Annotated in this window: 16 protein-coding genes; 2 read left to right on the top strand and 14 right to left on the bottom strand. The window is 64.5% G+C overall.

The window, feature by feature from the left end; genetic code table 11:
- Positions 1-194: 194 nt before the first annotated feature.
- The 5 genes from BraRD5C2_RS12525 to BraRD5C2_RS12505 form a co-directional block, all read right to left on the bottom strand.
- On the bottom strand, positions 195-1196 hold the full coding sequence (locus BraRD5C2_RS12525; RefSeq protein WP_223968718.1) for a SphA family protein: 1002 nt from the start codon (positions 1194-1196) through the stop codon (positions 195-197).
- A 148-nt stretch (positions 1197-1344) separates the two neighbouring features.
- Positions 1345-1659: a helix-turn-helix domain-containing protein gene (locus tag BraRD5C2_RS12520; protein WP_223968716.1), complete on the bottom strand. Its 315-nt coding sequence runs from the start codon at positions 1657-1659 to the stop codon at positions 1345-1347.
- 24 nt (positions 1660-1683) lie between these two features.
- Positions 1684-2340: a hypothetical protein gene (locus BraRD5C2_RS12515; protein ID WP_223968714.1), complete on the bottom strand. Its 657-nt coding sequence runs from the start codon at positions 2338-2340 to the stop codon at positions 1684-1686.
- 91 nt (positions 2341-2431) lie between these two features.
- Complete coding sequence (locus BraRD5C2_RS12510; protein ID WP_223968713.1) at positions 2432-4009, bottom strand: gamma-glutamyltransferase family protein; 1578 nt, start codon at positions 4007-4009, stop codon at positions 2432-2434.
- A gap of 356 nt (positions 4010-4365) precedes the next feature.
- Positions 4366-5040 carry a helix-turn-helix transcriptional regulator gene (locus BraRD5C2_RS12505; protein ID WP_223968711.1) on the bottom strand — a complete coding sequence of 225 codons (675 nt, stop codon included), beginning with the start codon at positions 5038-5040 and terminating at the stop codon, positions 4366-4368.
- A gap of 224 nt (positions 5041-5264) precedes the next feature.
- Between BraRD5C2_RS12505 and BraRD5C2_RS12500 the strand changes: the two genes are divergently transcribed.
- Positions 5265-6467, top strand: a complete 1203-nt coding sequence (locus tag BraRD5C2_RS12500; protein ID WP_223968709.1) for a serine hydrolase domain-containing protein — start codon at positions 5265-5267, stop codon at positions 6465-6467.
- Between the two features lie 22 nt (positions 6468-6489).
- On the top strand, positions 6490-8079 hold the full coding sequence (locus BraRD5C2_RS12495; protein ID WP_223968706.1) for an ABC transporter substrate-binding protein: 1590 nt from the start codon (positions 6490-6492) through the stop codon (positions 8077-8079).
- A 108-nt stretch (positions 8080-8187) separates the two neighbouring features.
- Here the strand turns inward: BraRD5C2_RS12495 and BraRD5C2_RS12490 are convergent, their stop codons facing one another.
- From BraRD5C2_RS12490 to BraRD5C2_RS12450, 9 genes are all read right to left on the bottom strand, one after another.
- Complete coding sequence (locus tag BraRD5C2_RS12490; RefSeq protein WP_223968704.1) at positions 8188-9591, bottom strand: amidase; 1404 nt, start codon at positions 9589-9591, stop codon at positions 8188-8190.
- A gap of 16 nt (positions 9592-9607) precedes the next feature.
- Entirely contained in the window at positions 9608-10369 is a 762-nt protein-coding gene (locus BraRD5C2_RS12485; RefSeq protein ID WP_223968702.1) for an SDR family NAD(P)-dependent oxidoreductase, read from the bottom strand.
- A gap of 63 nt (positions 10370-10432) precedes the next feature.
- Positions 10433-11143, bottom strand: a complete 711-nt coding sequence (locus BraRD5C2_RS12480) for an ABC transporter ATP-binding protein (protein WP_223968700.1) — start codon at positions 11141-11143, stop codon at positions 10433-10435.
- The gene (locus BraRD5C2_RS12475; RefSeq protein WP_223968698.1) at positions 11133-11852 is read right to left on the bottom strand and encodes an ABC transporter ATP-binding protein; all 720 of its coding nucleotides are present in this window, start codon (positions 11850-11852) and stop codon (positions 11133-11135) included. Before BraRD5C2_RS12475 ends, BraRD5C2_RS12480 begins: the two co-directional genes overlap by 11 nt.
- A 3-nt stretch (positions 11853-11855) precedes the next feature.
- Complete coding sequence (locus BraRD5C2_RS12470; RefSeq protein ID WP_223968696.1) at positions 11856-12929, bottom strand: branched-chain amino acid ABC transporter permease; 1074 nt, start codon at positions 12927-12929, stop codon at positions 11856-11858.
- Between the two features lie 13 nt (positions 12930-12942).
- On the bottom strand, positions 12943-13809 hold the full coding sequence (locus BraRD5C2_RS12465) for an ABC transporter permease subunit (RefSeq protein ID WP_223968694.1): 867 nt from the start codon (positions 13807-13809) through the stop codon (positions 12943-12945).
- Between the two features lie 94 nt (positions 13810-13903).
- Complete coding sequence (locus BraRD5C2_RS12460; protein ID WP_223968692.1) at positions 13904-15118, bottom strand: urea ABC transporter substrate-binding protein; 1215 nt, start codon at positions 15116-15118, stop codon at positions 13904-13906.
- A gap of 55 nt (positions 15119-15173) precedes the next feature.
- Positions 15174-16169 carry an acetamidase/formamidase family protein gene (locus BraRD5C2_RS12455; RefSeq protein ID WP_223968690.1) on the bottom strand — a complete coding sequence of 332 codons (996 nt, stop codon included), beginning with the start codon at positions 16167-16169 and terminating at the stop codon, positions 15174-15176.
- Between the two features lie 17 nt (positions 16170-16186).
- Positions 16187-17587 carry an amidase gene (locus tag BraRD5C2_RS12450; protein WP_223968688.1) on the bottom strand — a complete coding sequence of 467 codons (1401 nt, stop codon included), beginning with the start codon at positions 17585-17587 and terminating at the stop codon, positions 16187-16189.
- Positions 17588-17592 lie beyond the last annotated feature (5 nt).

Raw genomic sequence — 17592 nt, 5'->3', positions numbered from 1 at the left:
GTGCACAGGTCGGAACCGCGTACGGCGCCGGCATGATGACAAGGGTTCGGCATGTCAGCGTCGGGAACAATCCACCATCCGGTGGATGCTACGGCCTGACGGATTCAACAGGCGGAAACGGGCAGCCGTCGGGGAGCCGCGCGATCGACGCAGCTCCCCTTTTCTCCGTCCGGTGCTGTACGCCGGCGCGTGCGCTACTTGGTGAACATCGGACGTTTTGGCGGCGTCGCCGGCTCGTCCGGCGCCCACAACCGGAAGCTCAGATTGGCGAACACCGAGTAGCCCTTGGTGATCGACGCGGTATCGATTCCGGGCGGGCCCGCGGTGCCGCCGGAGGCGTTCGAGGAGAACTCATGCGTCGCCCAGACCGTCAGCGCGGCCGGTCCGAAATTGTAGCCGACCAGGCCGCCGCCGGCCCAGATGTTGTACCGATTGACGTTGATCGCGCCGTTGTAGAACGCGCTCGACGTATCGCCGGTCACCTGCCCCGCATAGTAGGCGATCGGCCCGAAGGTCCAGTTGCCGATCGTCTTGGCGGCGGTGAACTCGGCGTGGAAGACGTCGCCCGAGCGATAGCCGGTGATCGAGTTCCTGGTATTGATCTCATGGTACAGATTGGCCGTGAGATTCCAGCCGTCCTTCAGGTAGGACACGACCAGCTCGGGCTGGAACGTCCACCAGGGATTGCCGACATTGTTCAGGCCGGACGGACCGCTGATCGACCCGTTCGGCACATACATGCCGAGGCCGGTCTTGACGAAGAAGCCGCTGTCGCCGAGCTTCCAACTCAACTCCCCCGGCACGATGAAGGTGTTGTGCATCCCGGCCTGCTGGACATTAATCGGCCCGCCGACATCGGCCATGATCCAGGGCTGCACGATCACCGCGTCATACGTCGCGCCGAGGAACGTCCAGCCCGGCACCCACAACAGACCGGATGCTTCGACGGCGGCGTGGACCGGCGTCGACGCGCCACCGACGTTGGGCGCACCCGGGCCGACGATGTTCGCCTGATAGGTGAAGACCTGATTGAAGCTGTAAAGTCCGGGCGGCGGCGTGCCGGCCGTGCCTCCGCCAAGCGTGATGCCCGGCTTCTGCGCCCAACCGGGAGAACCGAACTCGTACGCATTGGCCGATGTTGCACCCGCACTCGCCACGATCAGCACGGCAATGGCAATCTTTCGATGTGTTGTCATGTAGCCCCCTTGTCCCCACCGCGCTGCGCTGCATTGCGATCGACGATCGATCGTGCAGGCTCCGCGCGGAGCGGGCGAAATCTAGGAAGGGGATTTCAACCGGCGTTATCCGGAATCGGCAGAAGCAACCACCGTGCAGTGAATATTCCTAGCGTGAGGCGGATGCGACACGCTGCACGGTGTGCGAGGGCAGCTCGCCGAACAGCTGCCGATAATTTTCGGTGAAGCGGCTCCAGTGCCAAAAGCCCCACCGCGCCGCGACGTCGCCGATCGAGACCGGCTGGCCGGTCGCGGCAAGCGCACGGAGCTCGCGGCGCACCGCGTTCAGCCGCAGCGTGCGCAGATATTGCAACGGCGTCAGCCCGAGCGCGTCCTGAAAGCATCCTTGCAGCGTCCTGCGGCTGATGCCGACATGACGGCAGAGTTCGGCGATGCGCGGCGGATCCTCGACCCGCTCGAACACATATTCGCGGATGCGATCGACCGTCTACTTTTGTGCGGTGCAGCTGCGAACGTCGGTCCGGTCGTTCTCCGACAAGACGTCGGCCAACGCATCGACGAGGGTGTCTTGAAGCGAACTGCGCACGTGCTCGAACCCGAGCGCCGGTCCCAGCCGCTCGCCCTGATCGCAGAGCCGGCGAAGGCCATGCTGAAGACCGACGAGCCCGGGTCCGCTGAAGAAGTGCTGCTGCCCGCGAAGTCCCGCGATGAAGTCGGCGGCGCGGGTCTCGCCGAGCCCATCCAGGCATGAAAACAGCCGATCGCGGGCGACCGCAACCGACACGACGTCGACCCGCGTCGACGTCAGCAACGGCAGCAGGTTTGCGCCGTCGCTCAGCAAGAGCTGCGGAAACTCCAGCGGACGGCCGTTGTAGTATCCGGGATTGGATATCGCGAGCGGCAGGCTGAAGACGAGTGCATCCGGCCAGGCAGAGTCTTGCTTGAGCAGGGCCTGCGTCGTCGTCTCCCGGACGATCTCCAGACCGCGAAGGCGGATCATCACGAGGCGCCCGGCAAACCTTCCCGACGACACCTGGTCCATCCGCATGTTCCAGCCGCTCATACGACCGGCATAGTCGTTCGCATCGACCGACTCGACGATCGACACGCCGGCCATGTCGGCCGCGGCGCGCTTGTCGCTCATGATGCACTCCCCCAGCATCCAGCTTGGTGGGCGCGGAGGGCGGTAACAATCAACCGTTAGAACGATACCGTCGAGGTAACCTGGTTTGTCCCTAGAAACCGAGTGCGAGCCCGTCCTTGCGATGGTCGGAGGCGCCGAGCAGAACGCCGCGCGCATGGTCGATGCGGATCGCCTGGCAGCCGCCGATCGGCTCCTCGGAGAAGCGGGCATCGTGGCCGCGGGCGCGAAGATCGTCGCGGATCGCTGGCGATATCGTCGTCTCCAGCGACAGCGCGCCGTCGAAGGCAAACGAGCGCGGTGCCTCGGCGGCGGCCTGGATGTCCATCTTCAGATCGAAGATGTTCGACAGCAGATTGGCATGGCCGGCGGCCTGGTAGTGCCCGCCCATCACCCCGAACGACATCACGGTCTTGCCGTCCTTGCGCAGCAGGCCCGGAATGATGGTGTGCATCGGGCGCTTGCGCGGCCCGAGCGAATTGAGGTGTCCGGGCCTGGCGCGGAAGCTCCAACCACGGTTGTGCAGCAGGATGCCGGACTTCGGCGCGTAGATGCCGCTGCCGAACGGATAGAACAGCGAATTGATCAGCGAGACGGCGTTGAGGTCGCGGTCGACCACCGTGACATAGACGGTGTCGCGATGCTCGATATCGTCCCAGATCGCGGGCGCGGAGGCGCGGCTCATGTCGATCTTGCTGCGGATCCTCCCGATATAGTCTTCGGCAAGGAATGCGGCCGGATCGACCTTGCTGGTCGAGGGATCGCAGAAGAAGGCATCGCGCGCGCGGTAGGCCGCCTTGGTCGCTTCGGCCAGCAAATGGATCCGATCGGCCTGCGCCAGCGTGCCGACATCGAAGCCGGCGAGTGTCCGCAGGATCATCAGCGCCGCCAGGCCCTGCCCGTTCGGCGGGCACTCGATCACGTCATGATCATGGTAGCGCGCCGAGATCGGCCGCACGTAGTCCGAGCTCTGCGCGGCGAAATCCTCGGTGCTGTGGGCACCACCCAATCCACGCAGGATGCCGGCCATCTCGTCGGCGGCCTCGCCTGCGTAGAACGCCTCGCGCCCGTGCTGCGCGATCCGGTGCAGGGTCCGGCCAAGCGCAGGCTGCGTGCGGATGTCGCCGACCTCAGGCGCCTTGCCGCCGGGAAGGAATTGCGCAGCGGCATTGGCGTCGATCTCGATCCGCGCCCGGAAGCGGCGCCAGTCTTCCGCGACGCGCGGTGTCACGCAAAAGCCCTGCTCGGCCGCAGCGATCGCCGGCCGGAAGATCTCCTCCAGCGACCTGCTGCCGTGATCGGCGACCAGCCTGCACCATGCGTCGATGGCGCCCGGCACGGTCACAGACTCGGGCGCGGTCGGCGGAATGTCGCGCGCGCCGCCGCCGGCATATTTTTCAGTATCAGTGCCGGCGGGCGTGCGGCCCGAGCCGTTCAGCGCGATCGGCTCGCCGGCCTTGGGCGAATACAGCGCAAAGCAGTCGCCGCCGATCCCGGACATCTGCGGCTCGACCACGCCCTGCAGCGCCACCGCGGCTACCGCGGCATCGACGGCATTGCCACCGGCCTTCAACATCTCGACCGCGGCAAGCGTCGCCTGCGGGTGCGAGGTCGCGGCCATGCCCCGCTCCGCAACCGCCACCGAGCGGCCGATGGCCATGAAATCACGCATGTCGAATCCTTCAATGTTCGTGAGCGGCAGCCGCTCGCCAACATTGTCGAAAACGACACCGGTCCTTGGGGGATTCTCTGCCGGCCGCGCGGTGAGCGGCAATCCACCTAACGGTGGAGCGGGTGAACGCGCGAGCGAAGCGAATAGCGAAGCTCGGACAGATCATGTCACGAGAATGCGGATGCTTGACCCACAGGCCGTGCAACAAACTCGGCGTCGTCCCGGCGAAGGCCGGGACCCATTACCACCGAAGGTGATTGTTGCGCGACGCTGGGGCCACATCTTTCCGTACCAACACAACCCTGTGGTTATGGGTCCCGGCCTTCGCCGGGACGACGGGAGGAAAGAGCCGGCCCTCAATGCGGCCGCGACATCAGCGCGACGACGGCGGAGCGGGTCTCGACGCCGAGCTTCTCGAAGATATGGATCAGGTGAGTCTTCACCGTCGCAAGACCGATGCTCAGGCACTCGCCGATCTCGCGGTTGGTGCGGCCGCAGCACAGCAGCTCGACCACTTCCATCTCGCGCGAGGTCAGCCCGTAGCGCGCCGGCTCGTCGGCGTTCGACGACAAGCGGCTGGTCAGGTTGAATTCGAGGTAATCGTGGATTTTCTCGGCAATGTGCATGCTGCCGTCGGGGATCGCGCAGCCCGGCGCCCAGAGCACGCTCATTCCGGCCACGATCCGGTCGTTGCGGCGGAAGAAGAACTCGATCATGTCGGCGACGCCGCACTGGCCGGCGAAGGCACGGTAGGTCGCCGCCTCTTGCGATGCGCACTGGTTGAGCGCGACGCTCAGCCGGGCAATCGGCCGGTTGCTCGCGGAGCGCGGATGCAACGGATCGAGCCGGTTCATGCCCGCAAGATACTGGTCGTGGAAACTCGGCGGGACGTTGCTAGAGAGCACGAAGCGGTTGAGGGTCAGATTGCCGTCGACCTCGTAGAACGCGGTTGCCGAGCCCTCGAGAATCCCCCGTGCGAACTGAATGGCCTGTGTGGTCGCCGGATCCGGTCGGCCCAGAAGCGCGATCATGACCTACCTCCCGATGTTTCCCGATGGCGAACGTCTGCGCGTCGCATGGCCGGCACGCTGGGGCAGACGCAAGGCGTAGTCAAGCAAATTGCGGGCCAAACACACATCCCGGAAACGGTTACGCCGGAGTAACCTGATAACCCCCTCCACCATCCGGTTGATTGCGGGCAACGCGACCGACGCGGAACTTTCGCACACCTCCCAATGTCATTGCTGGATCAAGAATGAATTCGCGTCGCATCATGGCCGCCTTCCCGTCGGCGGCCGACGAACAAGTCACGCTCGCCAACTGGCGTCAGCACCCGTTCAGCGAGTGGGCATTCCGCAACGTCCGCGAGCTGCTACCCACCGCCAACATCCCGCGCGCCTCGACGCCGGCGCCGCTGTCCTTTGCGCCGCGCTATGTCGACGACGTCAGCTTCGCTGACCCGCGCGGCGAGACGATCGGCGTCGGCCAGGCCCTGCGCGCAAGCCACACCGACGGCATCGTCGTGTCGCATCGCGGACAGGTCGCCTTCGAATGGTATGCCCACGGCCTGACGCCGGACACCCCGCATCTGATCTTCTCGGTGAGCAAGTCGGTCGCCGGAACGCTCGGCGGCATCCTGGCCGATCACGGCAAGCTCGATCCCGACGCGCCGGTGACGCGCTATATCCCGGAGATGGAGGGATCGGTCTATGGCGGCGGCTGCACGGTGCGCCACCTGCTCGACATGAGCGTCGGCATCCGCTTCGACGAGGACTACATGGCGCGCGACGGCGACGTCATGAACTACCGGCGCGCGACCGGCTGGGAGCCACCGGACCCGACCGTGCCGCCGAGCAATCTGCGCGACTATCTGCGCACGCTGCGGCCGAATGGCACGCCGCATGGGCAAACCTTCCACTACGTCTCGACCAACACCGACGTGCTGGGCTGGGTCTATGAGCGCGCTTGCGGTGTGTCCTACGCGAAAATCCTCGCGCAATATCTGTGGCAGCCGATGGGCGCCGAGCACGATGCCTACATCGCCGTCGATTCGCGCGGCGCGGCGCGCGTCGCCGGCGGCATCTGCGCAACACTGCGCGATCTCGCCCGTTTCGGCGAGATGATGCGCAATCACGGCATCAGCAACGGACGGCAGGTGGTGCCTGGCTGGTGGGTCGACGACATCAGGCAGAACGGCAATGCCGAGGCCTGGTCGCGCGGAGACCTGACCAAGGTGTTTCCGAACGGAAACTACCGCAACAAGTGGTACACGCTCGACAGGCGCGAAACGCCGTTTGCTGCGGTCGGTATCCACGGCCAGTGGATCTACATCGACCCGGTTAGCGAGACGGTGATCGCGCGCGTCTCCTCGCAGCCGCTGCCGATGGATCTCGATCTCGACCACATGTGGATGCGCGGCTATCGCGCGATCGCGGCCAGACTTGCCGGCCAGGCCTGACGGCTTGCGACGGGGGGACATCATGGGACCATCGATCAACCGCCGCCGTCTCCTGCAGATCGGCGCGGGCGCAGGCCTCGGCATTACAATGCCACCCATTGCACGCGCCAGCACAAAGACGATCACGGCGGTCATGCACGCACCACTGCGCGCCACCGATCCGATCATGACGACAGCGTGGACCGCACGTAACCACGGCTACATGATCTACGACACGCTGTTCTCGACCAACTCGAAATTCGAGATCAAGCCGCAGATGGTCGAAGCCTGGGAGGTCTCCGCCGACAGCCTGACCTATACGTTCCGCCTGCGGCCCGGCCTCAAATTCCATGACGGCAGCGCGGTGACGTCGGCCGACGTGATCCCCTCGCTGCTGCGCTGGGCCAGGCGCGATACGATGGGTCAGAAGCTGTTCGAATTCGTCGCGGAGCTGAAGGCGGTCGACGAGCGGACCTTCCGCATGGTGCTGAAGGAGCCGTGCGGCTTCGTGCTGGCAGCGCTCGGCAAGCCGACCGCCAACGTGCCCTTCATCGTGCCGGCGCGGATTGCCGCAACGCCCGCGGACCAGGCGATCACGGATCATCTCGGCTCCGGGCCGTTCCGCTTCGTGACCGCGGAATTCCAGCCAGGCGTCAAGGCCGCCTACGAGAGAAATCCGGACTATGTTTCGCGCGACGAGCCGTCTGATGGCACCGGCGGCGGCAAGATCGTCAAGATCGGCCGCTACGAATGGATCAGCGTGCCGGACTTCCAGATCGCGACCAATGCGCTGCTGAACGACGAGATCGACTATTTCGAGGTGCCGCCGCACGACCATCATCCGATGATCGCGCGCGCCTCGAATGTCGAGCTGACCGATTACAACACGCTCGGCTTCTCCGGCATGTGCCGGATGAACTGGCTGGTTCCGCCGTTCGACCGGCCGGAGATCCGCCAGGCGGTGCTGCACGCCGTGAACCAGAAGGACTGGCTCGACACCCAGATCGGCAATCCCGACTACTACAAGGTCACGCCCGCGATCTTCATCGCCGGTACGCCGTTCGAAAGCGCGGTCGGCTGGTCGACCAAGTCCGACACGGCAAAAGCCAACGATCTGCTCAAGCAAGGCGGCTACAAGGGCGAGCCGATCACGATCCTGCATGCGACCGACGCCCCGATCATCACCGCGCTCGGCACGGTCACGGCGGAGGCGCTGCGTTCGATCGGGATGAACGTCAACCTGCTGGCGATGGACTGGGGCTCGGTGGTGGCACGGCGCGCCAAGCAGTCGATGCCGGCCGAGGGCGGCTGGTCGCTGTACCATTCGACCTGGGCCAGCGCCGATCTCGTCAACCCGATCGGCAATGCCTGCGTCAACGGCAAGGGCAAGAATGGCGGCTTCTTCGGCTGGGTCGAGGACGCCGAGTTGGAGCGGCTGCGCGACGGCTTTGCCCGCACCGCGGCGCCGCCGGACCAGAAGGCGCTGGCTGACAAGATCCAGGCGCGTGCCTACGAGGTGGTCACGCACGTCCCGACCGGCCAGTACAACCAGCCGGCCGCGACGCGGAGGGCGCTGAAGGACGTCGTCCGCGCGCCGGTGCCGTTGTTCTGGAACGTCGACAAGACCGGCTGACGGCGCGCTAAAGCGCGATGAAATTCGGTTGAATCGTCATCGCGCTTTAGCTTGTTATCTAAGCATGATCTTTTCGGAAAACCGCTTCGCACTTTTCCGGATCATGCTCTATTCGATCGGCGGCCGCCGCGTATGCCAGTCCGTCACCGACTGGAATGCGGCGCCGGCGCGGACCAGCACGTCCTCAGAGAGATGCGGGCCGACCAGCTGCATGCTGAGCGGCATCTGGTCCGACGCCATGCCCATCGGCAGCGTGATGGTCGGGCTGCCCGAGAAGTCGAATACCGCCGTGAAGCGCAGGATGTTCAGGAGGACGTTGGGGTCGGCGCCGTATTCGCTCATCTTGGTGAGCGTCGGGATCGGCACCGGCATCGTCGGGATCAGCAAGAGATCGATATCCTCGAACATCGCGGCGAGGCTGCCTGCGAACTTCAGGCGCTCGTGATGGATCGCGGCGATGTCGACGCCGCTGGTCGCCCTGCCCTGCTCGATCAGCTGCGCGAGGTCCGGCCCATATTCCGACTTCCGGGCCGGATAGGTGTCGAGGTGCGCCTCCGCCGTCTCCACCGAGCACATCGCAATCCACTGGCTGACCAGCTTCTGATAGGGCGGGAAATGCACCTCGCGGATCTCTGCGCCGAGATCGGCGAGCGTGCGCTCGGCCTGCACCAAAGCGGCGACGACCTGCCGGTCGATCCCCTCCTGGGTGTACCTGCGATCGACGCCGATCCTCAAGCCCCGGATGCTCTCGCCGACGCTGGCCAGGTAGTTCGGCACCGGCGCGCGTAAGGCAGTCGGATCGTTGACATCCGCGCCCGCGATGACGCCGAGTATTGCTCCGGCGTCGGCCGCGCTGCGGCACATCGGGCCGACGTGATCGAGCGAGTCCGCCAACGGGAAGATGCCGTGCCGGCTGACGCGGCCCCAGGTCGGCTTGATGCCGGTCAGGCCGCAGGTCGCCGACGGAAACCTGATCGAGCCGCCGGTGTCGCTGCCGATCGAGCCGTAGCAGAGGCCCGCCGACGTCGCGACACCCGACCCGCTCGACGAGGAGCCGACCCAGTAGTTCACATTCCACGGATTGAGCGGGGCCTGCACGGCCGGATGGTGACCGGTATAGGCACCCTCCGTCATCTTGAGCTTGCCGAGCGTGACTGCACCGGCGACTTCGAGCCGGTCCACGATCGTGGCATTGAAGGACGGCACGAACTTCGCATGGATCGTCGTGCCGCCGGCGGTCGGCGCAAACGTCGTGAAGCAGAGGTCCTTCAGCCCGATCGGAACGCCATGCAGCGGACCGCGCCAGATGCCCCTGGCGATCTCCGCATCGCGCTGCTTTGCCTGCGCCATGGCCCGCTCCGCAAGGACGAGCGCGTAGCCATGAAACTGCCCATCGAGCTTCGCGATCCGGCCGAGGATCGCCTCTGTGATCTCCGAGGATTTCGCTTCGCCGCGGCGAATGAGCCCGGAGATCTCGGTGATGGACTTGTAGTGCAATGGATCCGCTGACATTTCGTTGTGGCCCCGGCTAGAACTGGACGCCGCGCGTCAGGGCACCGTCCACGACGAGGTTGGTCCCCGTGATGAAGCTCGCCGCCTTGCTCGCTAAGAACACCGCGGCGTTCGCCATCTCCTGCGGCGTGCCCATGCGGCCGGTCGGGTTGAGCGCCAGTGCGGTCTTGTACAGTTCGGGATTGCCGTCCTTGATCATGTTCCAGACGCCGCCCTCGAAATAGGTGTTGCCCGGCGATACCGAATTGGCCCTGATGCCCTTGGCCGCGAGCTGGTAAGCCAGCCCCTGCGTGTAGTGGATGATCGCGGCCTTGAACGTGCCGTAAGGACCGCTGGCAAAATCGACCTCGCGCCCCGACACGCTGGCGATGGTGACGATCGCCGCCGCGGCGCTCTTCTCGAGATACGGCATCGCCGCATTGACGAGGCGCACCGTTCCCATCATGTCGGTGGAGAATTCCTTCTCCCAGCTCTCCTCGTCCTGCCCGATCGACAGCGCGCTGACATTGGCGACCACGACGTCGATGCCGCCGAGCTTTCCAGCCATGTCGGCGACCCAGGCCTTCAGCGCCGGTCCGTTCGAGACGTCGACCGCACCACCGAACGCCGCACCGCCCTTGGTCTTGATCGCGGCAACCGCAGCGTCGACATCCGCCTGGTTGCGCGCGCAGATGCCGACATTGGCACCCTCCGCTGCGAATGTGTCGGCGATCGCTCTGCCGATCCCCTTGGTGCTGCCGGTCACGAGAACCTTTGCTCCCTTGAGTCCCAGATCCATGTCCATTCCCTCCGTTGTTATCGATTATGGAACGCGTACTTCCTCACCACATGGTGTGGCCGATCAGAGCAGCAATTGCGCACGAACATTGTCCGCGTTGACCTCCTCACCGGTCAGCGATCGCGTGATCTTGCCCTTCTCCATGATGTAGCAGCGCTGGGCGATCGCCAGGATGGTGTCGAGGTTCTGCTCGACGAAGATGATCGTTGTTCCGAGCTCGCTGCGGAACGATTGGAGCGCCTCGCAGATATGCTGCACGATCGAGGGCTGTACGCCCTCGGACGGCTCGTCGAGGATCATCAGCGACGGATTGCCGATCAGCGCGCGGCCGATCGCAAGCTGCTGCTGCTCGCCGCCCGACATGGTGCCCGCGATCTGCCGCCGGCGCTCCTTCAGGCGTGGAAAATAGGTGTAGACGAGCTCCGGCAGCTTCTTTCCGTCGGGGCCGCCGATCAGCTCGCCGACCTGCAGGTTCTCCTCGACACTCATCTGCGGAAACACGTCGCGGCCCTGCGGGATGTAGCCGAAGCCGGCGCGCGCCCGCGCATCGGCCTCGAGCGGCGTCACATCCTGATCCATGAAGGTGATGGTGCCGCGCCAGCTCTGCAGCAGCCCGATCAGGCAGCGCATCAAGGTCGACTTGCCGACGCCATTACGACCGATCACGCCGACGATCTCGCCACGCGCGACCTGCATGCTGACGCCCTGCAGGATCGGCGTCGCGCCGTAGCCCGCCCAAAGTCCGGATACGTCCAGAATGCGATCAGTGGGCATGAGTCTTACCCAAATAGATTTCCGCGACCTTCTCGTCTTCCAAAATTGCGTCGAGGCTGCCGCGCGCGAAGATCTTGCCAAGATGCAGAACGGTGATGCGCTGGGCGACCTGACGCACGAATGCCATGTCGTGCTCGACGACGAGGACCGTCATGCCCTCGGCGTTGAACGACTTGATCAGCTCGCCGGTCTTGTAGGTCTCCTCCGGCGACATGCCAGCGGTCGGCTCGTCCAGCAGCAGAAGCTGCGGCTGCAATGCCAGCGCCATCCCGATCTCCAGCCATTGCTGCTGGCCATGCGACAGCGCACCGGCAAGCTTACCAGAGTCCTCCGCCAGATTGAGCAGCGCCAGCAGCCGCTCCTCCTCGGTCCGGCACTCCGCGCCCGAGAGCCGCTCCTGCAGCGCGATCTGGATGTTCTGCCGCACCGGCAATTCCTTGAACACGCTCGGCGCCTGCATCTTGATGCTCATGCCGCGCTGCACCCGCGCGTAGGGACGCTCGGCGGTGATATCGACGGAGTCGAAGAAGATGCTGCCGGTGGTCGGCGGATAAAGGCCGACGATCAGCTTGAACAGCGTGCTCTTCCCGGCCCCATTGGGCCCGATCAGGCAATGGACCTCCCCGGCACTGACCGTCAGGTCGACATCGGAGACGGCGGTCAACCCACCGAAGCGCTTGGAGACGCCTTTTACATCGACCAGCGCCATGGATCAGGTCTCATCCGATTGCAGACGGCTGGCGTCCGCCAGCGCAGGGGCCTCGTCGCGCCGCCGGCGCCTCGTCCACCAATCGACGACGAGCTTGCCGATGCCGAGCACGAAGCCCTGCGGCGCCAGCATCACGGTGGCAAGCAGAAGCACGCCCATCAGCACCAGTGCCGCCTGCTGGCTGTAGACCGTGATGGTCTGGAAGCCGAACAGCAGCAGGAACGACCCGACCAGGGTCGCGGTCAGATCATTGCGTCCGGAGAACGCCACCCAGACGATCGGCATCGCCGCCGCCGGCAGGCCGATGCTGGACGGCGTGATGAACTGCCCCCAGGACGTGTACAGCGCGCCACTGAGACCCGCGAGGCCGCTGCCGATCACGAAGGTCAGGAGTTGGTACTTGCGGACGTCGTAGCCGAGCATCTCGGCGCGCTGCGGGTTTTCCCGCGTCGCCACGATCACGTTGCCGATGCTCGAGTTCACCAGCATGCGCAGCGCGACGTAGACGATCACGATCAGTGCAATCATGAGGTAATAGAGCGCCGCCCCCTCGATATCGAAGCTGCCGACGGTGAGCGGATCCATCCCCTTCATGCCGTTGAAGCCGTTCAGCCGCGCCGGACCGATATGCCATTCGGGTCCTGCGGTCTGCCCGAGGAAGAAGGCCAACACCAGCGTCGCCGACAGCGTCACGATGCCGAAGAAGATGCCGCTGATGCCGCCCCAGATCATGAAATAGCCGAGGATCCCTGCCGCGATCATCGCGATGATGACCGAGAGCACGAGCGCGGCGATGGTGGCCGTTCCCCCACCCATGTTGATGGCGAGCACGCCATAGCCATAACCGGCGATGCCGAAGAAGAAGGTCTGGCCGAACGACAGCATGCCGCCATACCCCCACATCAGGCAGAGCCCGAGCGCCATGAATATCCAGATCAGAAAGTAGGCAAAGTTGCCGACATCGTAGGAATCGGCGAACAGCGGATAGATCAGCGCGCCCGCCAGCACGGCGAGGAAGCAGGACCAGAAGATCTTTCCGCGTCCGAGCGTCTGCGGACCGTCGAGCAGCTTCAACATCAGAAATTCCCGTCTAGCGCCCACGACGAACCAGCACGCTGGATAGCCCTTCAGGCAGCACCCGTATGATCAGGATGACGGCAAACAGCATGCCGATCTGCCCAATGATTTGCCCATAGCTCGCATTCAACGCCATCCTGATCATGGCCAGGAACACCGCGGCCGGCGCGGTTCCGAGCAGGACATTGGCGCCGCCGATCACCACGGTGACAAAGCTCTCGACCACGAAGGTCGCGCCCATGGTCGGGATCAGCGTCATGGTCGGCGCGTAGAGCGCACCGCAGAGCCCCGCGAGCGCCGTACCGATCCCGAAGCTGATGGAATAGATGCGCCCGGTGCGCGCGCCGAGCGCTTTTGCCATTGCTGCATTCTGCATCGTGGCGCGCGCGATCACGCCGAAGCGCGTCTTCATGAAGATGATGTAGAGCCCGGCCAGCACCGCCACCGCGCAGCCGAACAGCACAAGGCGATAGGTCGAGAACGTGTAGCCTCCGATCGCAAAACTTCCTTCCGGTGTACCGATTCCGCGCACCGCGGAGCCTACGATCAGCAGCATCGACTGGGTCACGATCAGGCTGAGACCCCAGGTCGCGAGCAGCGAGTCCAGCGGACGCTTGTAGAAGCGCCGCACGATCAGCAACTCGACGATCATGCCGATGATCCCCGCGGTCAGAGCCGCCAGGATCTGGGCGATCGGGAGCGGCACGCCGAGATTGACGAGCCCGACCGTCACATAGGCGCCGCACATGATGAACTCGCCATGCGCCATGTTGATGACGCCCATCATGCCGAACACGATGGCAAGGCCCGCCGCCGACAGGATCAGGAACGCGAAGACATCGGCGAACTGATAGAATAGCGAGAAGAGTTCAGCCGACATTCCGCTCTCCGTGATCACGGCGCCGCATCATTGCGGCGCCGGTTCGCTTCAAACTCGAGATGCAAAACACGAGCAAGATTCGTGCCCGTACGCGTCACGATTTGCTGGGAAGATGACTCGGCGTGTACTGATCCTTGTCGTTCTTCTTGGTGAGATCGCAGCCGATCTCGCCAAGCCAGTATGGCTGGATCGTCCCGTAGTCCTTCTCGACGGTCACCTCGTGCTTGGGCCCGACCGAGATCAGGCGCATGCGGTGCGACGTATGCTGGCTCTTCGGATCGATGCAGACTTTGCCCTCCGGCGCGTCGATGCAGGCATCGCCAGTTGCGATCACCTTGCGCATGTCCTCGAGCTTGGTCGACTTCGCCTTCTCGACCAGCGCCTTGTACATGTAGAGCGCGTTATAGGCGTTGTAGCCCATGTCGTTGATGTAGAGCTCGTCCGGGAACTTGGCGTGCCAGCGCTTTTTGAAATCGTTGGCTTCGGGCGTGTCGATCTCCTCGAACCAGTTGGCGGTCGCATGCATGTTATTGAGCGCCGGCGGCTTGAACCGCTTGTGCTCGAAGCCGAGCATGACCTTGATCGAGGACCCCATCGGCAGATTGAGGTTGGCGGCGGCCGCCTGCTCGAAGAACGAGTCCTGCGCGGCGCCGACATTAATCGTGAGCAGCCAATCCGGCTTCGCCTTCTGGATGTTCTGGATCGTCTGCGCGAATTGCGACACGCCGAGCGGGATGAACTCCTCGCCCACCACCTCGCCGCCGAGGTCCTTCATGATCTTGCGGTTCCACTCGGCGGAGATCTGGCCGAAATTATAGTCGGCCGCGATAACGTAGACCTTTTTGCCGAACTTCTGGACCATCCAGGGGATCAGCGTCGAGAACTGCTGCTCAGGCACCGCGCCCATGCTGACCATGGAGGCATCGCACACGCCGCCTTCATACTGGTTGGTGTAGAAGTATGGCGTCGAGGTGCGATCGACGATCGGACGCAACGCCTCGCGCGACGCAGAGGTGATGCCGCCGATCAGCACATCGACCTTGTCGCGGTTGAGCAGCCTTCGGCCGAACTCCTGGTAGCGGGCATTGTCACCTTGCGGATCAAGGTGGATCAGCTCGATCTGGCGGCCGAGAATGCCGCCGCTCTTGTTGATCTCCTCGACCGCGAGTTGCGATCCGTGCAGCTTCGGCATGCCCATGAATGCCAGGTCGCCGGAGACATCCTCCAGCAAGCCGACCTTCAGCGGCGGGTCGGCCGCCTGAGCGGCACCAATTGCAGCCGTCCCGAGCACGGCACCAAGCAAAGCCATTCCAAATATACGCCCCGAATTCATCGCGATGTTCCTTGTTGAAAGATGTTGGACGTCACGCCTTGAGGTAATTCTTCAGGATCGACGCCCCCATCGTGTATTTGGGGTCGACCATGTTACCGAGCCGCATGCGGCCGGCCTGGCTGAGCAGCATGTAGGCGTCGATCTCGTCAAAGCCGTAGTCGGCACTCATCCACCGCACGAGCTCGCGATAGGCGATGCGCGCGGCGTCTTCGAGCGGCCGCGCGCTGCCGATCGTCATGATGAAGTCGCGCGTCTCGAGCCGCGGCCAGGCGAAGCTCCAGTTCTTGATCAGATCGATCTGCAGCGTGACGGTGGCGCGTTGTTCGAGCGCGACGCCCGAGAGCTCGCCGTCGCCTTGCGTGGCGTGGCAGTCGCCGACATAGAGCAGCCCGCCTTCGGTATGCACCGGAAAATAGATAATCGAGCCAGGTGCGACGTCGGGCAGGTCCATGTTGCCGCCGTGATAGTCGGGCTGCAGCGAGGAGATCGCCTCGATCTCGGGCGACACGCCGATCGTACCGATGAACGGCTCATAGGGCAGCGTGATCTTGTCGTTCCAGCGCACGCCGTTGCGATCGACGTGCAGCTTCTTGACGCGCTCCGGCAGCGGCGGATTGAGTAGCGCGGTAGACGCGGTTCCGACCAGGCCGCCGAACTCCGGAATGATACAAGTGGTGCCTGCCGGCTGTGCGCCGCGGGTCTCGACGTCGCGGATATAGACGGCGAGGCAATCGCCCTTCCTGGCGCCCTTCACCGCGATCGGCCCGCATTGCGGGTTCAGATAAGGGAAGTTCAGCTTTGCCGTCGGGCTGTCGCTTTCGCTGGTGAGCACGCCGCCGAAGGCATCCTCGGTCTCGACGACGACCACCCCGCCCGGATCGATCGACAGCGTCGGCTTGGCGTAGGGTCCATAGACGTAATGGAAGCCGCCCTGCTGCTCGATCGTCAAACTATGGGTCGTGCCTGTCGCGCCCTTGGCGACGGCCCGCTTGGCCATGATGGAACTCTTCAACCAGTCTTCGGTCATGCGAACGGCTCCTCAACTCAGATCGCGGGATGGCGCTTGTGCCAGTCGGTGACGCGCTGGAAGGCATCGCCCGCACGGACGAGACTTGTCTCGTCGAAATGGCGGCCGACAAACTGGAAGGCGACCGGACCGCCGTTCGGCGCGAAGCCGCCGGGAAGCGTCACGGTCGGGCTGCCCGTCATGTCGAACGGGCAGGTGAAGCGCAGCAGCCCGGTAATCAGCGATGGGTCTTCGCCCAGCGCCGCCATCTTGGCCAATGTCGGCGCCGCGAATGCCTGGGCCGGGACCGCGATGAGATCGACCGTGTCGAACAGCAGCCGCACGGCGCCGCGAAACGCTTCGCGCCGCAGCACGATCTTCTGATAATCCATGCCGGACTGCGCGCGGCCGAGGTCGAGCAGGCCGGCGAGCGCCGGACCGTATTCGTCCTTGCGCGCGGGATAGGTTTCTTCGTGCGCAACGGCCACTTCGATGCCGCACAGCGGGAACCAATCCTCGATCACCGCTTTCGGATCAGGGAACGTGATGTCCTTGATCTTCGCGCCGAGATCAGCAGCAACCCGCAACCCTTCGCTGAGCACCTTGCCGGCAGCCTCGTCAGTGCCCTCGCTGGTCCAGCGCCGATCGACGCCGATCGTCATGCTGCGCAGGTCTCCGGACATACCGGCGAGATAGTCCGGCACGGCCAACGGCACCGACGTGGTGTCCTTGGGATCCTGGCCGGCGATCACGGCGAGGATCGCGCCGCAATCGGCCGCGCTGCGCGCCATCGGGCCGATGTGATCGAGCGTGGCCGCGAGTTCGAAAGCGCCGTAACGGCTGACACGGCCCCAGGTCGGCTTCAGCCCGGTGATGCCATTGGCAGCCGAGGGAAAGCGGATCGAGCCGCCGGTATCGGTTCCAAGCGATCCGAAGCAAAGCCCCGCCGCGGTGGCGACGCCGGAACCGCTCGACGATGCGCCGGACCACAGATCGGCATTCCACGGGTTCTTCGGCGGATCGATCTTCGGGTGATGATCGGCATAGGCGCCCTCGGTCTGCTGCAGCTTGCCGAGGATCACAGCACCGGCATCCTTCAGCCGCGCGACCACCGTGGCATCCTCACCCGGACGGAACTCGCGATGAATGGTCATGCCGTGCGCGGCGGGCGCGCCCTTGACCCAGCACAAATCCTTGACGGCGATCGGCACGCCGTGCAGCGGCCCCTTGATCTTGCCGGAGGCGATCTCCTTTTCGGCTGCCGCGGCGTCAGCAAGCGCTGCCTCGCCCATCACATGGGCATAGCTCTTGAGCTTGCCGTCGAGCTGCTCGATCCGCCCGAGCATCGCTCTTGTCACCTCAATCGACGAGAGCTTTTTGGCCTGGATTTGCTGCCCGACCTCAATGAGCCCGAGATTGTGAAGTTCCGTTGTCGGCATCGTTT

The organism is Bradyrhizobium sp. RD5-C2 (assembly GCF_019972155.1).
In the GTDB taxonomy this organism is placed as follows: domain Bacteria; phylum Pseudomonadota; class Alphaproteobacteria; order Rhizobiales; family Xanthobacteraceae; genus Bradyrhizobium.
This window is presented reverse-complemented; position numbering and strand designations above follow the sequence as displayed.

What these genes read in the sequence shown, in the direction of transcription:
- BraRD5C2_RS12525 (WP_223968718.1), bottom strand. Translation starts at nt 1,196, where the DNA reads ATGACAACACATCGAAAGATTGCCATTGCCGTGCTGATCGTGGCGAGT.
- BraRD5C2_RS12515 (WP_223968714.1), bottom strand. Translation starts at nt 2,340, where the DNA reads ATGAGCGACAAGCGCGCCGCGGCCGACATGGCCGGCGTGTCGATCGTC.
- BraRD5C2_RS12510 (WP_223968713.1), bottom strand. Translation starts at nt 4,009, where the DNA reads ATGCGTGATTTCATGGCCATCGGCCGCTCGGTGGCGGTTGCGGAGCGG.
- BraRD5C2_RS12505 (WP_223968711.1), bottom strand. Translation starts at nt 5,040, where the DNA reads ATGATCGCGCTTCTGGGCCGACCGGATCCGGCGACCACACAGGCCATT.
- BraRD5C2_RS12500 (WP_223968709.1), top strand. Translation starts at nt 5,265, where the DNA reads ATGAATTCGCGTCGCATCATGGCCGCCTTCCCGTCGGCGGCCGACGAA.
- BraRD5C2_RS12495 (WP_223968706.1), top strand. Translation starts at nt 6,490, where the DNA reads ATGGGACCATCGATCAACCGCCGCCGTCTCCTGCAGATCGGCGCGGGC.
- BraRD5C2_RS12490 (WP_223968704.1), bottom strand. Translation starts at nt 9,591, where the DNA reads ATGTCAGCGGATCCATTGCACTACAAGTCCATCACCGAGATCTCCGGG.
- BraRD5C2_RS12485 (WP_223968702.1), bottom strand. Translation starts at nt 10,369, where the DNA reads ATGGATCTGGGACTCAAGGGAGCAAAGGTTCTCGTGACCGGCAGCACC.
- BraRD5C2_RS12480 (WP_223968700.1), bottom strand. Translation starts at nt 11,143, where the DNA reads ATGCCCACTGATCGCATTCTGGACGTATCCGGACTTTGGGCGGGCTAC.
- BraRD5C2_RS12475 (WP_223968698.1), bottom strand. Translation starts at nt 11,852, where the DNA reads ATGGCGCTGGTCGATGTAAAAGGCGTCTCCAAGCGCTTCGGTGGGTTG.
- BraRD5C2_RS12470 (WP_223968696.1), bottom strand. Translation starts at nt 12,929, where the DNA reads ATGTTGAAGCTGCTCGACGGTCCGCAGACGCTCGGACGCGGAAAGATC.
- BraRD5C2_RS12465 (WP_223968694.1), bottom strand. Translation starts at nt 13,809, where the DNA reads ATGTCGGCTGAACTCTTCTCGCTATTCTATCAGTTCGCCGATGTCTTC.
- BraRD5C2_RS12460 (WP_223968692.1), bottom strand. Translation starts at nt 15,118, where the DNA reads ATGGCTTTGCTTGGTGCCGTGCTCGGGACGGCTGCAATTGGTGCCGCT.
- BraRD5C2_RS12455 (WP_223968690.1), bottom strand. Translation starts at nt 16,169, where the DNA reads ATGACCGAAGACTGGTTGAAGAGTTCCATCATGGCCAAGCGGGCCGTC.
- BraRD5C2_RS12450 (WP_223968688.1), bottom strand. Translation starts at nt 17,587, where the DNA reads ATGCCGACAACGGAACTTCACAATCTCGGGCTCATTGAGGTCGGGCAG.